Origin of the sequence: Frigidibacter albus (assembly GCF_009908165.1) — a bacterium.
Classification (GTDB): domain Bacteria; phylum Pseudomonadota; class Alphaproteobacteria; order Rhodobacterales; family Rhodobacteraceae; genus Frigidibacter; species Frigidibacter albus.
This window is the reverse complement of sequence record NZ_JAAAUC010000002.1, coordinates 194,570-212,483: the sequence shown is the minus strand read 5'-3', so window position 1 is coordinate 212,483 and position 17,914 is coordinate 194,570. Positions and strand designations below refer to the sequence as shown.

At 67.1% G+C, this 17,914-nt stretch carries 14 protein-coding genes; 6 read left to right on the top strand and 8 right to left on the bottom strand.

Going from position 1 to position 17,914, the window contains the following annotated elements; genetic code table 11:
• Positions 1–147 precede the first annotated feature (147 nt).
• Together moaA and GVY41_RS03555 are read left to right on the top strand one after the other, a co-directional pair.
• Positions 148–1,152 (top strand): GTP 3',8-cyclase MoaA, encoded by a 1,005-nt coding sequence (gene moaA, locus GVY41_RS03560; protein WP_161343634.1) that lies wholly within the window; start codon positions 148–150, stop codon positions 1,150–1,152.
• Positions 1,149–1,556, top strand: a complete 408-nt coding sequence (locus GVY41_RS03555) for a DUF1810 domain-containing protein (protein ID WP_161343636.1) — start codon at positions 1,149–1,151, stop codon at positions 1,554–1,556. The genes moaA and GVY41_RS03555 overlap by 4 nt, the downstream gene beginning before the upstream one ends.
• 3 nt (positions 1,557–1,559) lie before the next feature.
• Here GVY41_RS03555 and GVY41_RS03550 read toward each other — a convergent pair whose 3' ends face one another.
• From GVY41_RS03550 to GVY41_RS03535, 4 genes are read right to left on the bottom strand one after another with little or no spacing between them, the layout of a single operon-like run.
• Positions 1,560–2,726, bottom strand: coding sequence for a M20 aminoacylase family protein (locus GVY41_RS03550; protein ID WP_161343638.1), 1,167 nt, complete (start codon positions 2,724–2,726; stop codon positions 1,560–1,562).
• Positions 2,727–2,738: 12 nt separating this feature from the next.
• Positions 2,739–4,079 carry an NAD(P)/FAD-dependent oxidoreductase gene (locus GVY41_RS03545; protein WP_373283252.1) on the bottom strand — a complete coding sequence of 447 codons (1,341 nt, stop codon included), beginning with the start codon at positions 4,077–4,079 and terminating at the stop codon, positions 2,739–2,741.
• Positions 4,079–5,245 (bottom strand): acetylornithine deacetylase, encoded by a 1,167-nt coding sequence (argE, locus tag GVY41_RS03540; RefSeq protein WP_229725922.1) that lies wholly within the window; start codon positions 5,243–5,245, stop codon positions 4,079–4,081. Before argE ends, GVY41_RS03545 begins: the two co-directional genes overlap by 1 nt.
• 3 nt (positions 5,246–5,248) lie before the next feature.
• The gene (locus GVY41_RS03535; RefSeq protein WP_161343642.1) at positions 5,249–7,120 is read right to left on the bottom strand and encodes an ABC transporter ATP-binding protein; all 1,872 of its coding nucleotides are present in this window, start codon (positions 7,118–7,120) and stop codon (positions 5,249–5,251) included.
• A gap of 394 nt (positions 7,121–7,514) precedes the next feature.
• On the opposite strand from GVY41_RS03535, the gene GVY41_RS03530 reads away from it, so the two are divergent.
• The 3 genes from GVY41_RS03530 to GVY41_RS03520 all read left to right on the top strand — a co-directional run bounded on the left by GVY41_RS03530 (position 7,515) and on the right by GVY41_RS03520 (position 11,251).
• Positions 7,515–9,221 carry a peptide ABC transporter substrate-binding protein gene (locus GVY41_RS03530; RefSeq protein WP_161343644.1) on the top strand — a complete coding sequence of 569 codons (1,707 nt, stop codon included), beginning with the start codon at positions 7,515–7,517 and terminating at the stop codon, positions 9,219–9,221.
• A 109-nt stretch (positions 9,222–9,330) separates the two neighbouring features.
• Positions 9,331–10,338, top strand: coding sequence for an ABC transporter permease (locus GVY41_RS03525; RefSeq protein WP_161343646.1), 1,008 nt, complete (start codon positions 9,331–9,333; stop codon positions 10,336–10,338).
• The gene (locus tag GVY41_RS03520) at positions 10,331–11,251 is read left to right on the top strand and encodes an ABC transporter permease (RefSeq protein ID WP_161343648.1); all 921 of its coding nucleotides are present in this window, start codon (positions 10,331–10,333) and stop codon (positions 11,249–11,251) included. Before GVY41_RS03525 ends, GVY41_RS03520 begins: the two co-directional genes overlap by 8 nt.
• A 26-nt stretch (positions 11,252–11,277) precedes the next feature.
• On the opposite strand, the gene GVY41_RS03515 is transcribed toward GVY41_RS03520, so the two are convergent.
• From GVY41_RS03515 to GVY41_RS03500, 4 genes are all read right to left on the bottom strand, one after another.
• Positions 11,278–12,561 (bottom strand): DUF3422 family protein, encoded by a 1,284-nt coding sequence (locus tag GVY41_RS03515; RefSeq protein WP_161344047.1) that lies wholly within the window; start codon positions 12,559–12,561, stop codon positions 11,278–11,280.
• Between the two features lie 314 nt (positions 12,562–12,875).
• Positions 12,876–14,309 carry an NAD(P)(+) transhydrogenase (Re/Si-specific) subunit beta gene (locus GVY41_RS03510; RefSeq protein ID WP_161343650.1) on the bottom strand — a complete coding sequence of 478 codons (1,434 nt, stop codon included), beginning with the start codon at positions 14,307–14,309 and terminating at the stop codon, positions 12,876–12,878.
• A gap of 12 nt (positions 14,310–14,321) precedes the next feature.
• Positions 14,322–15,893 (bottom strand): Re/Si-specific NAD(P)(+) transhydrogenase subunit alpha, encoded by a 1,572-nt coding sequence (locus GVY41_RS03505; RefSeq protein WP_161343652.1) that lies wholly within the window; start codon positions 15,891–15,893, stop codon positions 14,322–14,324.
• Positions 15,894–16,031: 138 nt separating this feature from the next.
• Positions 16,032–16,481: a methyltransferase family protein gene (locus GVY41_RS03500; protein WP_161343654.1), complete on the bottom strand. Its 450-nt coding sequence runs from the start codon at positions 16,479–16,481 to the stop codon at positions 16,032–16,034.
• 204 nt (positions 16,482–16,685) lie between these two features.
• On the opposite strand from GVY41_RS03500, the gene kynU reads away from it, so the two are divergent.
• Positions 16,686–17,882, top strand: a complete 1,197-nt coding sequence (kynU, locus tag GVY41_RS03495; protein WP_161343656.1) for a kynureninase — start codon at positions 16,686–16,688, stop codon at positions 17,880–17,882.
• Positions 17,883–17,914: the final 32 nt, after the last annotated feature.

Sequence of the window (17,914 nt, the reverse complement as noted above, 5' to 3'; positions counted from 1 at the left end):
AGCGAACAGAGGGCAAGCGCCCGCCCGGTGGGGCGGACGGGCGCTGCCCGGCGGCGCTACAGCGCCTTGTTCCGGGCAAGGGAAAGGCTCCCGCCGCCAGCGCAATTCTCCGCACTTGCCCAACCGCCCCGCCCCGCCTACCTTCCCATGATGCAAACCCTCATCGACCCCTTCGCCCGGCCCATCAGCTACCTGCGCGTGTCGGTGACCGATCGCTGCGATTTCCGCTGCACCTATTGCATGGCCGAGCATATGCAGTTCCTGCCGAAAAAGGATCTGCTGACGCTGGAGGAGCTGGACCGCATGTGCTCCACCTTCATCGGGCTTGGCGTGGAAAAGCTGCGGATCACCGGCGGCGAGCCGCTGGTGCGGCGCGATATCCTCACCTTCTTCCGCGCCATGTCGCGGCATCTGGACTCGGGCGCGCTCAAGGAACTGACGCTGACCACCAATGGCAGCCAGCTCGCGCGCTTTGCCGGGGACCTTGCGGCGGCGGGGGTGCGGCGGGTGAATGTCTCACTCGACACGCTGGACGAGACGAAATTCGCCGCCATCACCCGATGGGGCCGGCTGCCGCAGGTGCTGGAGGGGATCCGCGCCGCGACTGCCGCGGGCCTGAAGGTCAAGATCAACGCCGTGGCGCTGAAGGGCTTCAACGAGGAGGAGCTGTTCCGCCTTGTCGACTGGTGCGGCGGCGAGGGCCATGAGCTGACCTTCATCGAAGTGATGCCGATGGGCGAGATGGGCGAGGAGCTGCGGCTGGACCAGTACTGGCCGCTCAAGGACCTGCGCGCGCGCCTTGCCGAACGCTTCACCCTCGTCGATCTGACGGACCGCAGCGGCGGGCCCGCGCGCTATGTGCGACTGGAGCAGACCGGGCAGAAGATCGGCTTCATCACCCCCCTCACCCACAACTTCTGCGAAAGCTGCAACCGGGTGCGGCTGACCTGCACCGGCGAGCTCTACATGTGCCTCGGCCAGGAGGACATGGCCGACCTGCGTGCCCCCCTGCGCGCCAGCCCCGACGATGCGGTGCTGGAGGCGGCGATCCGCGCCGCCATCGCCCGCAAGCCCAAGGGTCATGACTTCGACTATTCCCGCCAGCGCGTCGAGGGGCAGATGACCCGCCACATGAGCCATACCGGCGGGTGAGCCTGGAGCGCTTCCACGCGGCGCAGGAAGATACCTACGCCACGGCCCTGGCCGAGCTGCAGGCCGGGCAGAAGCGCGGCCACTGGATGTGGTTCATCTTCCCGCAACTCGCCAGCCTTGGCCGCTCCGGCACCGCCAAGTTCTACGGCATCGCCGATCTGGCCGTGGCGCGGGCCTACCTCGCCGATCCAGTGCTTGGCCCGCGGCTGATCGCCTGCGCCGAGGCGATGCTGGCGCATCAAGGCCGCAGCGCCGAGGACATCCTCGGCCCCGTCGATGCGATGAAACTGCGCTCCTCTGCCACGCTCTTCGCCCGCGCCGGGGGTTCAGCGTCGTTCGGGCAGATCCTGCAGGCGTTCTATGCCGGCAGCCCCTGCCCACTGACCGAGGCGGCGCTGGCCTGAGCCTCAGGCCGCCGGCATCCGCGCCTCGGCCATGCCGGCATACCAGCTTGATCCGAACGGAATTGCATCGTCATCGAAGTTGTATTGCGGGTGATGCACCATGGCCGTATCGCCATTGCCCAGGAAGATATAGGCCCCGGGGCGTTCGTTCAGCATGAAGCTGAAATCCTCGGCTCCCATCAGCGGCGCGGTGTCGGTATCAACCTGGCCCGCGACCTCTTGCGCGACCTTCACGGCATGGCCCGTCGGCTCCACCGCGTTCACCGTCACGGGATAGCCGCGCTTGTATTGCACGACCGCACTGGCCCCAAGCGCGGTGGCGGTGCCCATGACAATCTCGGACAGGCGCTGTTCCACATAGTCCTGAACTTTCGGATCCATGGTCCGCACCGTGCCCTTCATCACCACCTGCTGCGGGATGACGTTATGGGCGGTGCTGTCCGTCGCCACCGTGCAGACAGAGACCACGACCTGCTTCAGCGGGTCCACCCCGCGCGAGGCGATGGTCTGAAGCGCCACCACGATATGCGCGGCGACGACCGTGGTGTCGATGCAGTCATGCGGTTTCGCGGCATGGCCGCCCTTGCCCGTCACCACGATGTCGAACTGGTCGGCCGCGGCCATGATCGCGCCTGTCCGGATCGCGAAGGTGCCGACCGGGATGCCCGGCATGTTGTGCATCCCGTAAACCTCCTGGATGCCGAAGCGGTCGAGCATCCCGTCCTGCACCATCTCGCGCCCACCGCCGCCGCCCTCTTCGGCGGGCTGGAAGATCAGCGCCACGGTGCCGTCGAAGTTGCGGGTCTCCGCCAGATACTTCGCCGCGCCAAGCAGCATCGCGGTGTGCCCGTCATGGCCGCAGGCATGCATCTTGCCGGGGGTCTTGGAGGCGTAATCCAGCCCCGTCGCCTCGTTGATCGGCAGCGCGTCCATGTCGGCGCGCAGGCCGATCACCCGTCCGGCGCTGTCGGTGCGGCCCCTGATCAGGCCGACGACGCCGGTGCGGCCGATCCCCTCCACCACCTCGTCGCAGCCGAAGTCGCGCAGCAGCTCGGCCACCTTGCCCGCGGTGCGCTGCACGTCGAACATCAGTTCCGGATGCTCATGGAAATCGCGGCGCCAGGCGGTGATTTCCGGCAGCAGTTCGGCGAAGCGGTTCTTGACGGGCATGGGAGGGTCCTTTCAGAGAGAGGGGCCGATGGTGATGGGCGAGCCATCGGCAAAGCGTGACAGGCGGAAGCGGGTCAGATCATGGCCCGGCGCGCGCGCCTGCACCAGATCGGCGACGACCCGGCCGACACCGGGGCCGATGCCGAAGCCATGCCCACTCATCCCCGTGGCGATGGTCAGGCCGGGCACGGCGGCGGCATGGTCGATGACCGGCACCACATCGGGCATGGTGTCGATCATCCCGGCCCAGGCACAGTCGATCCTGACCTCGCCCAAGCAGGGGAAGGCGGCGGCAAATTTGCTGCGGATCTCCTCCACCATACGGACATTGGGCGCCGGGTCCAGCACCCGCAGCGCCTCGAACGGGCCGGGGCGGCTGGCATCCCATTTGCGCGGGGTTGTCCAGGCATCGGGGTAGCCCTTGGGCGCCATCGGCAGGAAGCGGGTGCCGGAGATGTCTGCGCGGATCTGGGGAAGGAAGGCGCGCAGGTGGCGGAAGGCGTCGGGGCCGATGAAGAACTCATGGAACGACCCGGGCGCGAGGGTGTAGCGGCCGTCGCTGCGGCGGCGGAAGGCGAAGCTCTTGTCGGAGGCGGCACCGGCAAACACCTCGGGCAGCACCTGCGTCGCGGCAACGGTGGAGCGGACGGAGAGTTGCGGCAGATGCACGCCATGCGCCCGCGCGAACAGGCCGGACCACGCGCCCCCAGCCAGCACCACCCGGTCGCAGCCGATGCGCCCGGCTTCTGTAACCACGCCCGCGACCCGGCCCGCGGTCATGTCCAGCGCCCGCACCGCGCAGGCCTCGCGGATCACCACCCCCGCCTCGGCCGCCAGCCGCGCCAGCAGCGGCACCGCGGCCCAAGGCTCCGCCTGCCCGTCCGAGGCCGTCCACAGCGCCGAAGTCCAGCCCGCAGAGTTCGGCACCATCGCCTGCATTTCGGTGCGCGAAAGCATCCGCGTGTCGATCCCATGCACGGCGGCATGGGGCAGCCAGCCCTCATACTTCGCCGCCTGCGCCTCGGACCCCGCCAGATACATCACCCCCGCCTGCCGGTAGCCAAGCCCCGGCCCGACCTCGGCCGCCAGATCCTGCCAGATCCGCCGCGCCTCGATCATCATAGGCAGTTCCGCGGGGTCGCGGCCCTGCTGGCGGATCCAGCCCCAGTTGCGGCTGGATTGCTCCCCCGCAATACGGCCCTTGTCGAGCAGCACCACCCTTTGCCCGGCGCGGGCGAGGAACAGCGCGGTCATCACCCCGATGACCCCGCCGCCGATCACCGCCACATCGCAAGCCGCCGGCAAGGGCGCGGCATGGGTCACGGGGCTGTCGGCCCGGATTGGAAAGGGCATCATTCGGAAAGCTGCCCCACCACGCGCTGCATGAAGGCCCATCCGGCCTCGAACTGCGCGACCTCGATGAATTCGTCGGCCTTGTGCGCCTGATCGATATCGCCCGGCCCGCAGACCGCCGCCGACCAGCCGTTTTGCTGGAAATGCCCGGCCTCGGTGCCGTAGCTGACGACATGGCTGGCATTGTCCCCCGTCAGCCGCCGCATCAGCGCCTCGGCCGCGCCGCCCGGTTCGGGGACCAGCGGCGGCACGGTGAAATAGCGGTCGAGCACGATATCCGCCTCGGGGCGCACCGCCTGCATCTCGGCCCGCAGCTCGGCCACCTTCGCCTCGGCGGCAGCCACCCAGTCGTCCAGATCCTCGCCGGGCACCACGCGGAAATCGAGGCCCATGTGGCAATCGCCGGCGGTGATGTTATGCGCGGTGCCGCCCGAGATGGTGCCGACATGCACCGTCGTCCAGGGCGGCACGAAGGCCGCGCCCACCGGCCCCGGGACGCGCTCGCGGTTCTCGGCGTTCTTCTCGTTCGCCCAGACGATCAGCTTCGCCGCCTCCATGATCGCATTGACGCCGGTATGCATGATGGACGAATGCACCTCGAACCCCTTCAGATGCACCTTGAACGCGGTGCCGCCCTTGTGCCCGGTCACGACCTTCATCATCGACGGCTCGCCCACGATCACCGCCTCGGGCCGCGGCAGCGTCGCCGCCATCTCCTCGACCATGCCGCGGCAGCCCTCGCAGCCAAGCTCCTCGTCATAGCTGAGCGCAATCATCAGCGGCCGCTTGATCCCGGCCTTCAGCGCCAGCGGCACCGCCGCCAGCGCCAGCGCGTCAAAGCCCTTCATGTCCACCGCGCCGCGCCCGTAAAGCCGCCCGCCGCGTTCCTCCAGAACCCACGGATCGCTCGACCAGTCCTGCCCGTCCACCGGCACCACATCGGTATGACCCGACAGCACCACCCCGCCCGGCACCTTCGGCCCGATCACCGCATAAAGGCTGGCCTTCGTGCCATCCTCGTTCGGCACACGTTTGCTGCTGACACCGTGGCTTAGCAGATAGCTCTCGACCCAGTCGATCAGCGGCAGGTTGCTGTCGCGGCTGACCGTCGGGAACGACACCAGCTTTGCGAGGATCTCTCGCGGCGACATGTTCTGGGGGGGCATTCTTCAGCCTTTCAGGACAAAATGGCCCGGCTCGACCTCGTCATAGCTCGAGGCGGCGGGAGCGTGGTCCACCGGGAAGATCGGCGAGGGGATCGGTTGGTATTGCACCTCGCCGCGCAGCACGCGGCGGCGGGGGTCGGCGATCGGCACCGCCGACAGCAGCGCCTTGGTATAGGGGTGGCTCGGGTTCTCGAACACCGCAGCGCGCGGGCCCATCTCGACGATGCGGCCCAGATACATCACGCCGACATTGTGGCTGACCCGCTCCACCACCGCCATGTCATGGCTGATGAACAGGAACGACAGCCCAAGGTCGGCCTGCAACTCCATCATCAGGTTCAGCACCTGCGCCTGCACCGATACGTCCAGCGCCGACACCGCCTCATCGGCGATGATCAGCTTGGGGTTCAGCGCCAGCGCCCGGGCAATGGCGATGCGCTGGCGCTGGCCGCCCGACAGCTCATGCGGGAAGCGGCGCAGGAAGCTGCGCGGCAGTTCCACCCGGTCGAAGAGCTGCGCCACCCGGTCCTGCAGTTCCGAGCCCGAGGCGAGGCCATAGTTGCGGATCGGTTCTGCCACCTGCTCGAACAGCCGCATCTGCGGGTTCAGGCTGGCATAGGGATCCTGAAACACCATCTGCATCTCGCGCCGCGCCCGGCGCAGCCCGCGGTCATCGAGCGCCAGAACATCCTGCCCGTCGAGCCAGACCGAGCCCGAGGTCGGCTCCACCAGCCGCAGGATCGACCGCCCGCACGACGATTTGCCGCAGCCCGACTCGCCCACAAGGCTCAGCGTCTCGCCCTGCCGGATCTGGAAGCTGACATCCTCGACCGCATGGACATTGGCCACCAGCCGGCGCAGCAGCCCGCCGCGCACCGGGAAGCGCGTGGTCAGGTGTTTCACATCCAGCAGCACCGGCGCATCCGAGCCATCGGCCCGCATCGCCGCGTCATGCTTCATCGGCGTCATGTCGCCGCCGCTTTGCCGGTCCAGCAGGCGCATCGGTTCGGGGGCGAGCTTGCCGGTCATCTCGCCAAGGCGCGGCACGGCGGCCAGCAGCGCCTTGGTATAGGGATGCTGCGGCGCCTCGAAAATCTCGGTCGCCAGCCCCTCCTCGACCTTCTTGCCGCGATACATCACCACCACGCGGTCGGCCATCTGCGCCACCACCGCCATGTCATGGGTGATGAACATCACCGCGGTGCCCTTGTCGCGCTTCAGCCGGTCGATCAGCGCCAGGATCTCGGCCTGGATGGTCACGTCGAGCGCGGTCGTCGGCTCGTCGCAGATCAGCAGCCGCGGCTCGCAGGCCATCGCCATGGCGATCACCACCCGCTGCCGCATCCCGCCCGACAGCTCATGCGGATACTGCTTCAGCCGCCGCTCGGGTTCCGACATCCGCACCATGCGCAGCAGCTCCAGCGCCCGCGCATCCGCCTCTGCCCGTGTCATGCCCTTGTGGACGCGCAGCCCTTCCGTCAGCTGCCGGCCGATGGTGAAGACCGGGTTCAAGGAGGTCATCGGCTCCTGAAAGATCATCCCGATCTCATTGCCGCGGATCTGGCGCATCAGGTCCGGCTCGGCATTGGCGAGGTCGACCGCCCCGCCCTTCTCGCGCTGGAACATCAGGCTGCCGCCCGCGATCTCGCCGCCCCCGAACTCCACCAGCCGCATCAGCGACAAGGATGACACCGACTTGCCCGACCCGCTTTCGCCGACCACGCAGACGCATTCGCCGGGGGCAATGTCGAAACTGACATCCTCGACCCCCAGCACCGTGCCGTCATTGGTCTCGAACTCCACCCGCAGGTTGCGAATCGCCACCAGCGGCGGGCGCGCATCGCCGGGCGCTACAGAATCGGTCAGATCGAGCATTGTGTGGGCCCCTGTCAGGTGAACCGGAATTGGCCGTCATCGCGGCCTTGCCTGTCACGCTAGCGAGAAGCTGACCAAAAAGTCAAACAGGCGCAGGGGATGACGCCGCGCGAAGGCGGATTGCGGGGGGAAGCGAGGTCAAGGCACAAGCCTCTTGCCTTTTTCCGCGGCTTGTATCGAAAATTGCACGATGTCGGGACAGCCCGTCAGGACTGCCAACAACAAGGACAGGCGAGAAGCCGTGCCACAGAAACAGCCGCCCGGTCACAGGTCCCAGACACGCGCGAAGCGTGCCACCATGGCCGAAGCGGCGGTCCGTTTCCCGATCCTGATCCCGACCTCGACGTGACCCCCGACGCGAAAACGCGCGGATCTACCCAACAAGGAGAGAGAAATGAAACTGATGACGCTTCTACTGGGCGCGGGCGCGACACTCGCCCTCGCACCCGCCGCAATGGCAGAGCGCGGGGCGGATGGTCATGTCAACGTGATCTACTCGCAAGCGCCCTCGATCCTGAACCCCTACCTGTCCTCGGGCACCAAGGATATCGAGGCGGCCAGCCTCATCATCGAACCGCTGATCCGCTATGACGAGACCGGGCAGATCCTGCCCTGGCTGGTGGAAGAGGTTCCGACGCTGGAGAACGGCGGCGTGTCGGAAGACCTGACCACCATCACCTACAAGATCAAGCCGGGCCTGAAATGGTCGGACGGCACCGATTTCACCGCCGAAGATGCGGTGTTCACCGCCGAGTATTGCATGCATCCCGAAGGCGGCTGCGCGCAGCTGGCCAAGTTCGAGGGCGTTGCCTCTGTCACCGCCCCCGATCCGCTGACCGTGGTCGTGACCTTCGAGGCGCCCAAGCCCTTCCCCTATGGCCCGTTCTCGGGCGGGCAGTCGCCGATCATCCAGAAGGCGCAATTCGCGGACTGCCTCGGCGCCCGCGCGCCCGAATGCACCGATGCCAACTTCATGCCGATCGGCACCGGCGGCTTCAAGGTCGATGAATTCCGCCCCAATGACGTGATCACCCTGTCCGCCAACCCCGAGTACCGCGACCCGGCCAAGCCCGCCTTCGCCACCATGACCTTCAAGGGCGGCGGCGATGCGGCAGCGGCGGCCCGCGCGGTTCTGGAAACCGGCGAGTTCGACTATGCCTGGAACACCCAGCTGGCCCCCGAGGTGCTGGAAGAGATGATGAAGGGCGGCAAGGGCACACTCGTCAACGCCTTCGGCACCCTGGTCGAGCGGATCGAGATCAACATGACCGACCCCTCGCCGGATCTGCCGGAAGGCGAGCGTTCGACCGCGATGCACCCGCATCCGATCCTGTCCGACATCCGCGTACGCACGGCCCTGTCGAAAGCCATCGACCGCCAGCTGCTGTCCGACATCGGCTATGGCGAGGCCGGTCGCCCGACCTGCAACCTGGTCCCGGCCCCGGCGATGTTCGCCTCGACCGACAATACCGGCTGCATCCCGCAGGACATGGAAGGCGCCAAGGCGCTGCTCGACGAGGCCGGCTGGACCGACACCGATGGTGACGGCGTGCGCGACAAGGACGGCATGAAATTCTCGATGGTCTACCAGACCTCGACCAACGCCGTGCGCCAGGACTTCCAGGCGATCATCAAGCAGTGGTGGGAAGAGCTTGGCGTCGAGGTCGAGCTGAAGAACGTCGATGGCTCGGTCTTCTTCGGCGGCGATCCCGGCTCGCCCGACACCTTCCAGAAGTTCTATGCAGACGTGGAGATGTACGCGAACAACTTCGACGGCACCGACCCGGAAAGCTACCTCGCCATGTATACCTGCGACAAGGCCCCCAAGCCTGAAACGCAGTGGCAGGGCGAAAACATCAACCGCTTCTGCGACCCGGCCTATGACGCGCTGGTCGCCGAACTCGGCCAGACCGGCGAGCTGGAAAAACGCGGCGAGATTGCCCGCAAGCTCAACGACATGCTGACCAAGGAGAGCATGGTCATCATCCCGCTGGTGGACCGCGGCCGTCTTTCGGCACATGCCAACACGCTTGGCGGCGTGGTGCTGAACACCTGGGACAGCGAGCTGTGGAACGCCGCTGACTGGTACCGCATCAAGTAAGGCGGGCCGTTCGGCCTGAACGCGGCGCCCCGGCCTTCGAACCGGGGCGCCGCTGCACATGGCCTGCCCTCGCTCGATCCCGTGGACCGCTGACCAAAGGCGCCGCCCCATGCTCACCTATACCTTCCGCCGATTGCTGATCGCGATCCCGACACTGCTGTTCATCTCGCTGATCATCTTCCTGCTGCTCGACCTCGCCCCGGGCGACCCGTTGGCGCAGATGCCGCTGACCGTCCCGCCCGAGGTCAAGCAGAAGATGCGCGAGGCGCTCGGCCTCGGCGAACCGATCCATATCCGCTATGCGCTGTGGCTCAAGCAGTTCTTCATCGTCGAGCCCCTGCATATCTTCGACGCCATGTTCGGCACCAATATCGGTGGCGACGCGCAGCGTATCATCTCCTGGCAGACCCGCAGCCCGGTCGCCGACATCATCGCGCAGCGCATCCCGCAGACGCTCTGGGTCGTCGGTCTCGCCTATGTGGTGGGTGTCGCCATCGCGCTGCCCATCGGCATCATCTCGGCCTACAAGCAATACAGCTGGTTCGACCAGATCGGCACCTTCATCTCGATGATCGGCTTCTCGGTGCCGACCTTCTTCACCGGCGTGGTGCTGATCATCATCTTCGCGGTGAACCTGCAATGGTTCCCCTCGATCTACAACACCACCCACAAGGTGACAGACTGGGACAGCTTCGTCTTCCAGCTGCGGCAGATGGCGATGCCGGTCGCGGTGCTGGCGCTCTACAATGCCAGCCAGATCAGCCGGTTCATGCGCGCCTCGATGCTCGACAACTTGCGGCAGGACTATGTGCGCACCGCCCGCGCCAAGGGATTGAAAGAGCGGGTCGTGGTTCTGACCCACGTCCTGCGCAACTCGATGATCCCGGTCGTCACCGTCATCGCGCTTGGCGTGCCCACCATCTTTGGCGGCGCCATCATCACCGAGCAAGTGTTCAAGGTGAACGGGCTTGGCCAGCTGCTGATCACCGCGATCCACGCCAATGACCTGCCGATGGTGCAGACGCTGACCTTCATCTTCGCCATCCTGATCGTGCTGTTCAACCTGGTGGCCGACATCCTCTACGGCATCCTGGACCCGAGGATCCGCTATGACTGATACCAACCTTGTGACCGCCGCCGCGCCCGCCGAGGCGCCCTCGAACCAATGGCGCGATGTCTGGCGCCAGTTCCGCAGCCATCGCGGCGCGATGCTGGGGCTGATCGTGTTCGCGGCCATCCTCGGCAGCGTCATCCTGGGGCCGTTCATCTGGAGCATGGACGCCACCTTCGTGGACATGCGCGCCCGCAATCAGGGCCCGTCGGGCGCCCATCCGCTTGGCACCGACCAGTTGGGGCGCGACATGCTGGCCCGGCTGATGGCCGGCGGCAAGGTCTCCATCGCCGTGGGGATGACGGCGATGGGGCTGTCGATCTTCCTCGGCACGGTGATCGGCATCTCGGCCGGCTTCTTCCGCCGGCTCGATGGCGTCCTGATGCGGCTGACCGACCTGTTCCTGGCGCTGCCGCTGCTGCCGCTGCTGCTGGTCATGGTGATGCTGTTCCGCGAGCCGTTGTCGAAACGCTTCGGCCCCGAGACCGGGATCTTCCTGCTGATCGTGGTCGCCATCGGCGTCACGTCCTGGATGCAGACCGCCCGCATCGTCCGCGGCGAGGTGCTGGCGCTGAAGGAACGCGAGTTCGTGCTGGCGGCGCGGTCCATCGGCACCTCGCCGTTCAAGATGATCGTCCGCCACATCCTGCCCAACGTGCTCAGCCCGATCATGGTCTCGGCGACGCTCGGCATCGCCAGCGCGATCATCACCGAAAGCGCGCTCTCGTTCCTCGGCCTCGGCTTCCCGCCCGATTTCCCGACCTGGGGGCGGCTGCTGTTCGACGCGGTGGACCAGATCCAGCTGTATCCGATGCGGGTGATCCTGCCGGGCATCGCCATCTCGCTGACGGTGCTCAGCGTCAACTATATCGGCGACGGCCTGCGCGACGCGCTCGACCCGCGCATCCGTGGGCGCTGAAACTTGGGCCGGCTTTCGGGCCGGCCCTAATGCATCGCCTTCCTGATCCGCCGCACCATCAGCCAGACCGCGCCCACCACCAACGGCACCAGCGCCGCCGTCAGCAGCGTCTTGGGCAGATGCGCCGCCTCGGCAAAGGGCAGCAGCAGATAGGCCGCAAGGCTCACTGCGTAATAGCTGATCGCCACCACCGACAGCCCCTCGACCGTGTGCTGCAGCCGCAGATGCAGGTCGGCGCGCCTGTCCATGCTCTCCAGCACCCGCTGGTTCTGCGCGGACCGCTCCACATCCACCCGGGTGCGCAGCAATTCCCCGGCCCGCGTTGCCCGCTCTGCCATCTGCACCAGCCGCCGCTCGGCCGATTTCACCGTGCGCATCGCCGGGTCATAGCGGCGCATGAAGAACTCGCCAAAGGTCTGCCGCCCCTCGAAGCGCATCTCGCGCAGCACCTCGATCCGCTGCAGCACGATGGCCTCATAGGCGCCGGTCGCACCAAAGCGGAAGCTGTGCTGCATCGCCAGCCCCTCGAGCTCGGCCGACACCGCCAGCAGCGCGTGCAGGGTCTCCTCCGACGGGCGCGCCTCGTCGGTCATGCCCATCACCAGCGCCGACAGCTGCGGGTCGAGCGCATTCAGCCGCGCCGTCAGCTCGCGCGCCCGCCCCAGCCCCAGCATCGACATGGCGCGGTAGGTCTCCACCTCGCACAGCCGCTGCACGATCCGCCCCACCCGCCGCGCGCCGGTGCCGGGCTTCACGAAGACCGCAAAGCGCATCTGCCCCGCGGCATCGATGCGGAAATCCCCCGCCACCACCGCAGCGCCCTCGATGATCGTCGCGCAGGCAAGGCTCTCAGGGACAAACCACTGGTCCAGCCGGGCGTTGATCTCGGCCGGATCCTCGGGCAGGAACTCCACCCGCACCGTCACCGCCGCCAGCCGCTTGCCCGGCGCCTGCGCCAGCCAGGCGGCCGGGAACACCTCGGCCAGCGCCGGATCGAAGGCCCGCTCCGCCAGCCCCGCGGAAAACGCCGAATAGGTCACGAACTCGGTATGGCTCTCCCATTTCAGGTCATGCCGCCCCAACGTGCTGGAAAAATGCGTGGCCCCCGGCTGCGGATGCACCGCCCCGTGCCGGTCCAGCAGCGCCAGCAGATGCGCAAGGTCGGCGCCGCGGTCGCGGTTCGCGGCATCGACGGGCTGCTTGATCGCCAGATACACCGCCTCGCAGGGCGCCTCTAGCGAGGGGAAGGGCCGCGCATGAAGCTCGTTGGTCAGCGCATAGCGCAGCGGATGGTCTTGCAACGGGGTCATCATCGGCGGATCCTGTTTTCCGCAGACCTACCGCGCCCCGCGCCGATGCCCCCCGGAAAAATCGCCGCGCCCCCCGGCATCCCCTCGCATACTGGCTTTTGTGCAACGCCCGGCGCCAAAGCCGGGGGTTTTCCACCCCCGGACCCCCGGAGGATATTTGGAAAAGGCAAAAGACAAGAGCGCGCACTACTGCCTTTGCCTTTTCCAAATATCCTCGGGGGGTGAAGGGGGGCAGACGGCCCCCCTTCTTCCGCAGCCAGAAACGCAGAACGCCCCGCAACCGCGGGGCGCCCTGCAACCTCAAAGCTGGAACCTCAGTCGATCATCGGCAGCAGCTGGTCCAGCGACTTCTTGGCATCGCCATAGAACATCCGGGTGTTGTCCTTGAAGAACAGCGGGTTCTCGATCCCGGAATACCCCGTGCCCTGCCCGCGCTTGGACACGAACACCTGCTTGGCGCGCCACACTTCCAGCACCGGCATCCCGGCGATAGGCGAGTTCGGATCTTCCTGCGCCGCGGGGTTCACGATGTCATTGGAGCCGATCACGATCACCACGTCGGTCGAGGGGAAATCCTCGTTTATCTCGTCCATCTCCATCACGATGTCATAGGGCACCTTGGCTTCCGCCAGCAGCACGTTCATGTGCCCCGGCAGCCGCCCCGCAACCGGGTGGATGGCAAAGCGCACGGTCTTGCCCGCGGCGCGCAGCTTGCGCGTCAGCTCGCTGACCGATTGCTGCGCCTGCGCCACCGCCATGCCGTAACCCGGCACGATGATGACGCTATCCGCATCGTTCAGCGCCGCCGCCACGCCCTCGGCATCGATCGCCACCTGCTCGCCCGAGATCTCCATCGCCGGCCCCGAGGTTCCCCCAAAGCCGCCCAGGATCACGCTGACGAACGACCGGTTCATCGCCTTGCACATGATGTAGCTGAGGATCGCACCCGAGGAGCCGACCAGCGCCCCCACCACGATCAGCAGGTCATTGCCCAGGCTGAAGCCGATCGCCGCCGCCGCCCAACCGGAATAGGAGTTCAGCATCGACACCACCACCGGCATGTCGGCCCCGCCGATGCCCATGATCAGGTGATAGCCGATGAAGAAGGCCAGCAGCGTCATCAGGATCAGCGACCAGATCCCGGCATCGTTGAAATAGAGCACCCCGAGCAGCACCGAGGCCGCCGCGGCGCCGGCGTTCAGCATATGCCCCCCCGGCAGCTTCTGCGCCGCGGTGTTGACCTTGCCCGCCAGCTTGCCGAAGGCGATCACCGATCCGGTGAAGGTCACAGCCCCGATGAACACGCCGAGGAACACCTCGACCCGCAGGATCGACACCTCGACCGGGGTCTTGTGCGCCAGCACCGCGGCGAAACCCTCCAGCCCGGCCCGCGCCGCCGGATCCATCGCCAGCACCCGGCCAAGCTCGATATCTGCGTTGAAGCCAACGAAGACCGCCGCCAGACCAACCAGCGAATGCATCGCCGCCACCAGCTGCGGCATCGCCGTCATCTGCACCCGCTGCGCCACGACCCAGCCGATGGCACCACCGCCGGCAATCATGATCAGCGACAGCAGCCACAGGCCCGAGCCCGGGCCGATTAGCGTCGCCGCCACGGCCAGCGCCATGCCGGCCATGCCATACCACACCGCGCGTTTCGCACTTTCCTGTCCCGACAGCCCGCCCAGCGACAGGATGAACAGGATCGCCGCAACGACATAGGCGGCGGTTGTGAAGCCGTAATCCATTCCCGTGTCTCCTTACGACTTCTGGAACATGGCAAGCATCCGGCGCGTGACCAGGAAACCGCCAAAGATGTTGATGCCCGCCATGAAGATCGCCAGCGCCGCCAGCAAGATCACCAGGAAGTTGCCCGACCCGATCTGCATCAGCGCCCCCAGGATAATGATCGACGAGATGGCATTGGTGATCGCCATCAGCGGGGTGTGCAGCGAATGGCTGACATTCCAGATCACCTGGAAGCCGATGAACACCGCCAGCACGAACACGATGAAATGCTGCATGAAGCTTGCCGGGGCGACCAGCCCCACCGCCAGCAGCAGCGCGCCGCCGACGGCCAGCAGCGCCACCTGATCGCGGGTCTGCTTCTTGAACGCTGCGGTTTCCGCCGCGCGCTTTTCCTCATGCGTCAGCTCGCGCACCTTCTCCTTCGGCTTCGCGGCGGCAATCGCCGCAATCTTCGGGGGGGGCGGCGGGAAGGTGATCGCGCCGTCATGGGTCACGGTCGCGCCCCGGATCACGTCATCCTCCATGTTCTGGAAGATCGCGCCATCCTTCTTCGGGGTCAGGTCCGTCATCATGTGGCGGATATTGGTGGAATAGAGCGTCGAGGCCTGCGCCGCCATCCGGCTGGGGAAATCGGTATAGCCGACGATGGTCACGCCATTGGGGCTGACGATCTTCTCGTCCGGCACCGTCAGGTCGCAATTGCCGCCGCGCTCGGCGGCAAGGTCGACCACCACCGATCCGGGCTTCATCAGCGCCACCATATCCTCGGTCCACAGCTTCGGCGCGGGCCGGCCGGGGATCAGGGCGGTGGTGATGACGATGTCCATCTCGGGTGCCAGCTCGCGGAACTTCGCCAGCTGCTTTTCGCGGAACTCGGGGCTCGAAGGCGCGGCATAGCCCCCGGTCGCGGCGCCGTCCTGCGTCGGCTCGAACTCCAGGAACACGAAGCTCGCGCCCATCGATTCGATCTGCTCCGACACTTCGGGGCGCACGTCGAAGGCATGGACAATGGCGCCCAGGCTGGTCGCGGTGCCGATCGCGGCAAGCCCGGCAACGCCCGCGCCCACCACCAGCACCTTGGCCGGGGGCACCTTGCCCGCCGCCGTCACCTGCCCGGTGAAGAAGCGGCCGAAGTTGCTGCCCGCCTCGATCACCGCGCGGTAGCCGGCGATATTCGCCATCGAGGACAGCGCGTCCATCTTCTGCGCCCGGCTGATCCGCGGCACCATGTCCATGGCGATGACGGTCGCGCCCTGCGCCTTGGCCTGCTCCAGCAGCTCGGTGTTCTGCGCGGGGTAGAAGAATGAAATCAGCGTTTGGCCGGCGCGCAGCATCTGCACTTCGGCCTCGGACGGCGGGCGCACCTTGGCGAGCACATCCACCGCGGCGAACAGCGCCGCGGCATCTTGCAGCACCGTCACCCCGGCGCCGGCATAGGCGGCGTCGGAAATCCCGGCGCCCTTGCCGGCGCCTGCTTCCACAAAACACTCATGCCCCAGCTTTTGCAGCTGAAGGGCCGAGTCAGGTGTCATCGCGACGCGCGCTTCACCCGGAAATATCTCTTTCGGTGCCCCGATCTTCACTGTCTCTCCCCCAGTCGCTTGGGCCTTTCAGCCTCGGTGGACCTGAATTGGCCGCGAAGTCATAGCATCGCGCAACAAACTATCACAAGCGAAACGCCGCAGTGCAACAACCCGAAACCCGGGTAATGTGCGCACAGGTCACAGCCAGCGCCGCGTCCGGGCGGCGTAATCGGCGAAGTCCGGGCCAAAGGCGGCCCGAAGCCGCGCCTCCTCGCCAAAGATGAAGCGCTTCTGGATCACCGCCATGAACAGTGGCAGCAGCGGCACCGCCAGCGGGGCGTCGCGCAGGACGATCACCCCCGCCAGTACCAGCGCATCGGCAAGGTAGATGGGGTTGCGGCTAAGGCGGAACACCCCGCCGGTGACCAGCGCGCCGGGCTCCCGGTGCGGAATGATCGTGGTGCGCGCCAGAAGCATCTGCGCCGCCGCCGCCAGCATCAGCAGCAGCCCGGCCCCGATCAGCCCCGCGCCGACCGTGCCGCCCGAAGGCCCGAACAGCCGCAGCGGCACCGCGCCAAGCGCCCAGGCCAGCACGGCGAAGCCCGCCAGCCAGATCGGCGGATAGTCGAGGGCCTTGAGCGCGTTCATGAGGTCACTCCGGTGGGCGGGTTCAGGGGCCAGAGTGGCGCAGCGCGCGGCAGGCGCAAGCGGATTGCGGCCGCGGGGCCCGTGATCCGTCATGCGCAAATCATGCGCATGGTATCTGCCTAGGATCTGTATGGGTTCCATACCCGATCCGTCTTGCCTCCCGCGCCCCGCTGCGGCACCGTCAAGCCAACTCCCGGAGGCCCGATGACAACCGATTTCACCGCCACCCGCGCCCTGTTCGACCTGCCCGAGGGCATGATCTACCTCGACGGCAATTCGCTCGGCCCCCTGCCCCGCACCGCCGCAGCGCGGGTCGGCCGCACCGTCACCGAGGAGTGGGGCAAGATGCTGATCACCGGCTGGAACCGCGCCGGCTGGATGGACCAGCCCGCCCGCATCGGCGACCGCATCGCCCGGCTGATCGGCGCGCCAGCCGGGTCAGTGGTGATGGGCGACACGCTGAGTATCAAGGTTTATCAAGCCCTTGCCTCGGCACTGGAGCTGAACCCCGGCCGCCGCGTGGTGCTGTCCGACATCGGCAACTTCCCCTCCGATCTCTATATCGCCGAGGGCCTGCTGCGCACCTTGGGCGAGGCCTACACCCTTCGCACCGTCGCCCCCGAAGATGTGGCAGCGGCCATCGACGACACCGTCGCCGTGCTGCTGCTGACCGAGGTGGACTACCGCACCGGCCGCCGCCACGACATGGCCGCCCTCACCGCCCTTGCCCATGAAGCGGGCGCCCTGACCGTCTGGGACCTCGCCCATTCCGCCGGCGCGGTGCCGCTGGACCTTGTCGGAGCCGGCGCCGATTTCGCCGTCGGCTGCACCTACAAATACCTCAACTCCGGCCCCGGCGGCCCGGCCTTTATCTATGTTTCAGAGGCACTTGCGGACCGCGCCCGCCCCGCCCTCTCCGGCTGGCTCGGCCATGAGGCGCCCTTCGCCTTCGACCCGCGCTACCGCCCCGGCCGCGGCATCGAGCGGATGCGTGTCGGCACCCCGCCGATCCTGCAACTCGCCGCGCTGGAGGCGGCGCTGGACGTCTGGGACATCGCCGACATTCACGATATCCGCGCGAAATCCATCGAACTATCAGAGGCCTTCATCGCCGCCGTCGAAGCTGCCTGCCCCACCCTCACCCTCGCCAGCCCCCGCGACCCAATCCAGCGCGGCAGCCAGGTCAGCTTCCGCCACCCCGAGGGCTACGCGATCATGCAGGCGCTCATCGCCCGCGGCGTCATCGGCGATTTCCGCGCCCCGGACATCCTGCGCTTCGGCCTCACCCCGCTCTATATCGGCCTGCCCGAAGTCCTGCGCGCCGCCGAAATCCTCGCCGAAATCATGGCCGGAGACCTCTGGGACCGCCCCGAATACAAGGCCCGCGCCAGGGTCACCTGACGCGGGCCAAGACCCACTTTGCCATTCTTGCT

Bases quoted from the DNA above. Each gene is read 5' to 3' on its own strand.
- GVY41_RS03525 (WP_161343646.1), top strand. From the start codon at position 9,331: ATGCTCACCTATACCTTCCGCCGATTGCTGATCGCGATCCCGACACTG.
- GVY41_RS03550 (WP_161343638.1), bottom strand. From the start codon at position 2,726: ATGCCCGTCAAGAACCGCTTCGCCGAACTGCTGCCGGAAATCACCGCC.
- GVY41_RS03520 (WP_161343648.1), top strand. From the start codon at position 10,331: ATGACTGATACCAACCTTGTGACCGCCGCCGCGCCCGCCGAGGCGCCC.
- kynU (WP_161343656.1), top strand. From the start codon at position 16,686: ATGACAACCGATTTCACCGCCACCCGCGCCCTGTTCGACCTGCCCGAG.
- argE (WP_229725922.1), bottom strand. From the start codon at position 5,245: ATGCCCCCCCAGAACATGTCGCCGCGAGAGATCCTCGCAAAGCTGGTG.
- GVY41_RS03515 (WP_161344047.1), bottom strand. From the start codon at position 12,561: ATGACCCCGTTGCAAGACCATCCGCTGCGCTATGCGCTGACCAACGAG.
- GVY41_RS03545 (WP_373283252.1), bottom strand. From the start codon at position 4,079: ATGCCCTTTCCAATCCGGGCCGACAGCCCCGTGACCCATGCCGCGCCC.
- GVY41_RS03530 (WP_161343644.1), top strand. From the start codon at position 7,515: ATGAAACTGATGACGCTTCTACTGGGCGCGGGCGCGACACTCGCCCTC.
- GVY41_RS03535 (WP_161343642.1), bottom strand. From the start codon at position 7,120: ATGCTCGATCTGACCGATTCTGTAGCGCCCGGCGATGCGCGCCCGCCG.
- GVY41_RS03510 (WP_161343650.1), bottom strand. From the start codon at position 14,309: ATGGATTACGGCTTCACAACCGCCGCCTATGTCGTTGCGGCGATCCTG.
- moaA (WP_161343634.1), top strand. From the start codon at position 148: ATGATGCAAACCCTCATCGACCCCTTCGCCCGGCCCATCAGCTACCTG.
- GVY41_RS03500 (WP_161343654.1), bottom strand. From the start codon at position 16,481: ATGAACGCGCTCAAGGCCCTCGACTATCCGCCGATCTGGCTGGCGGGC.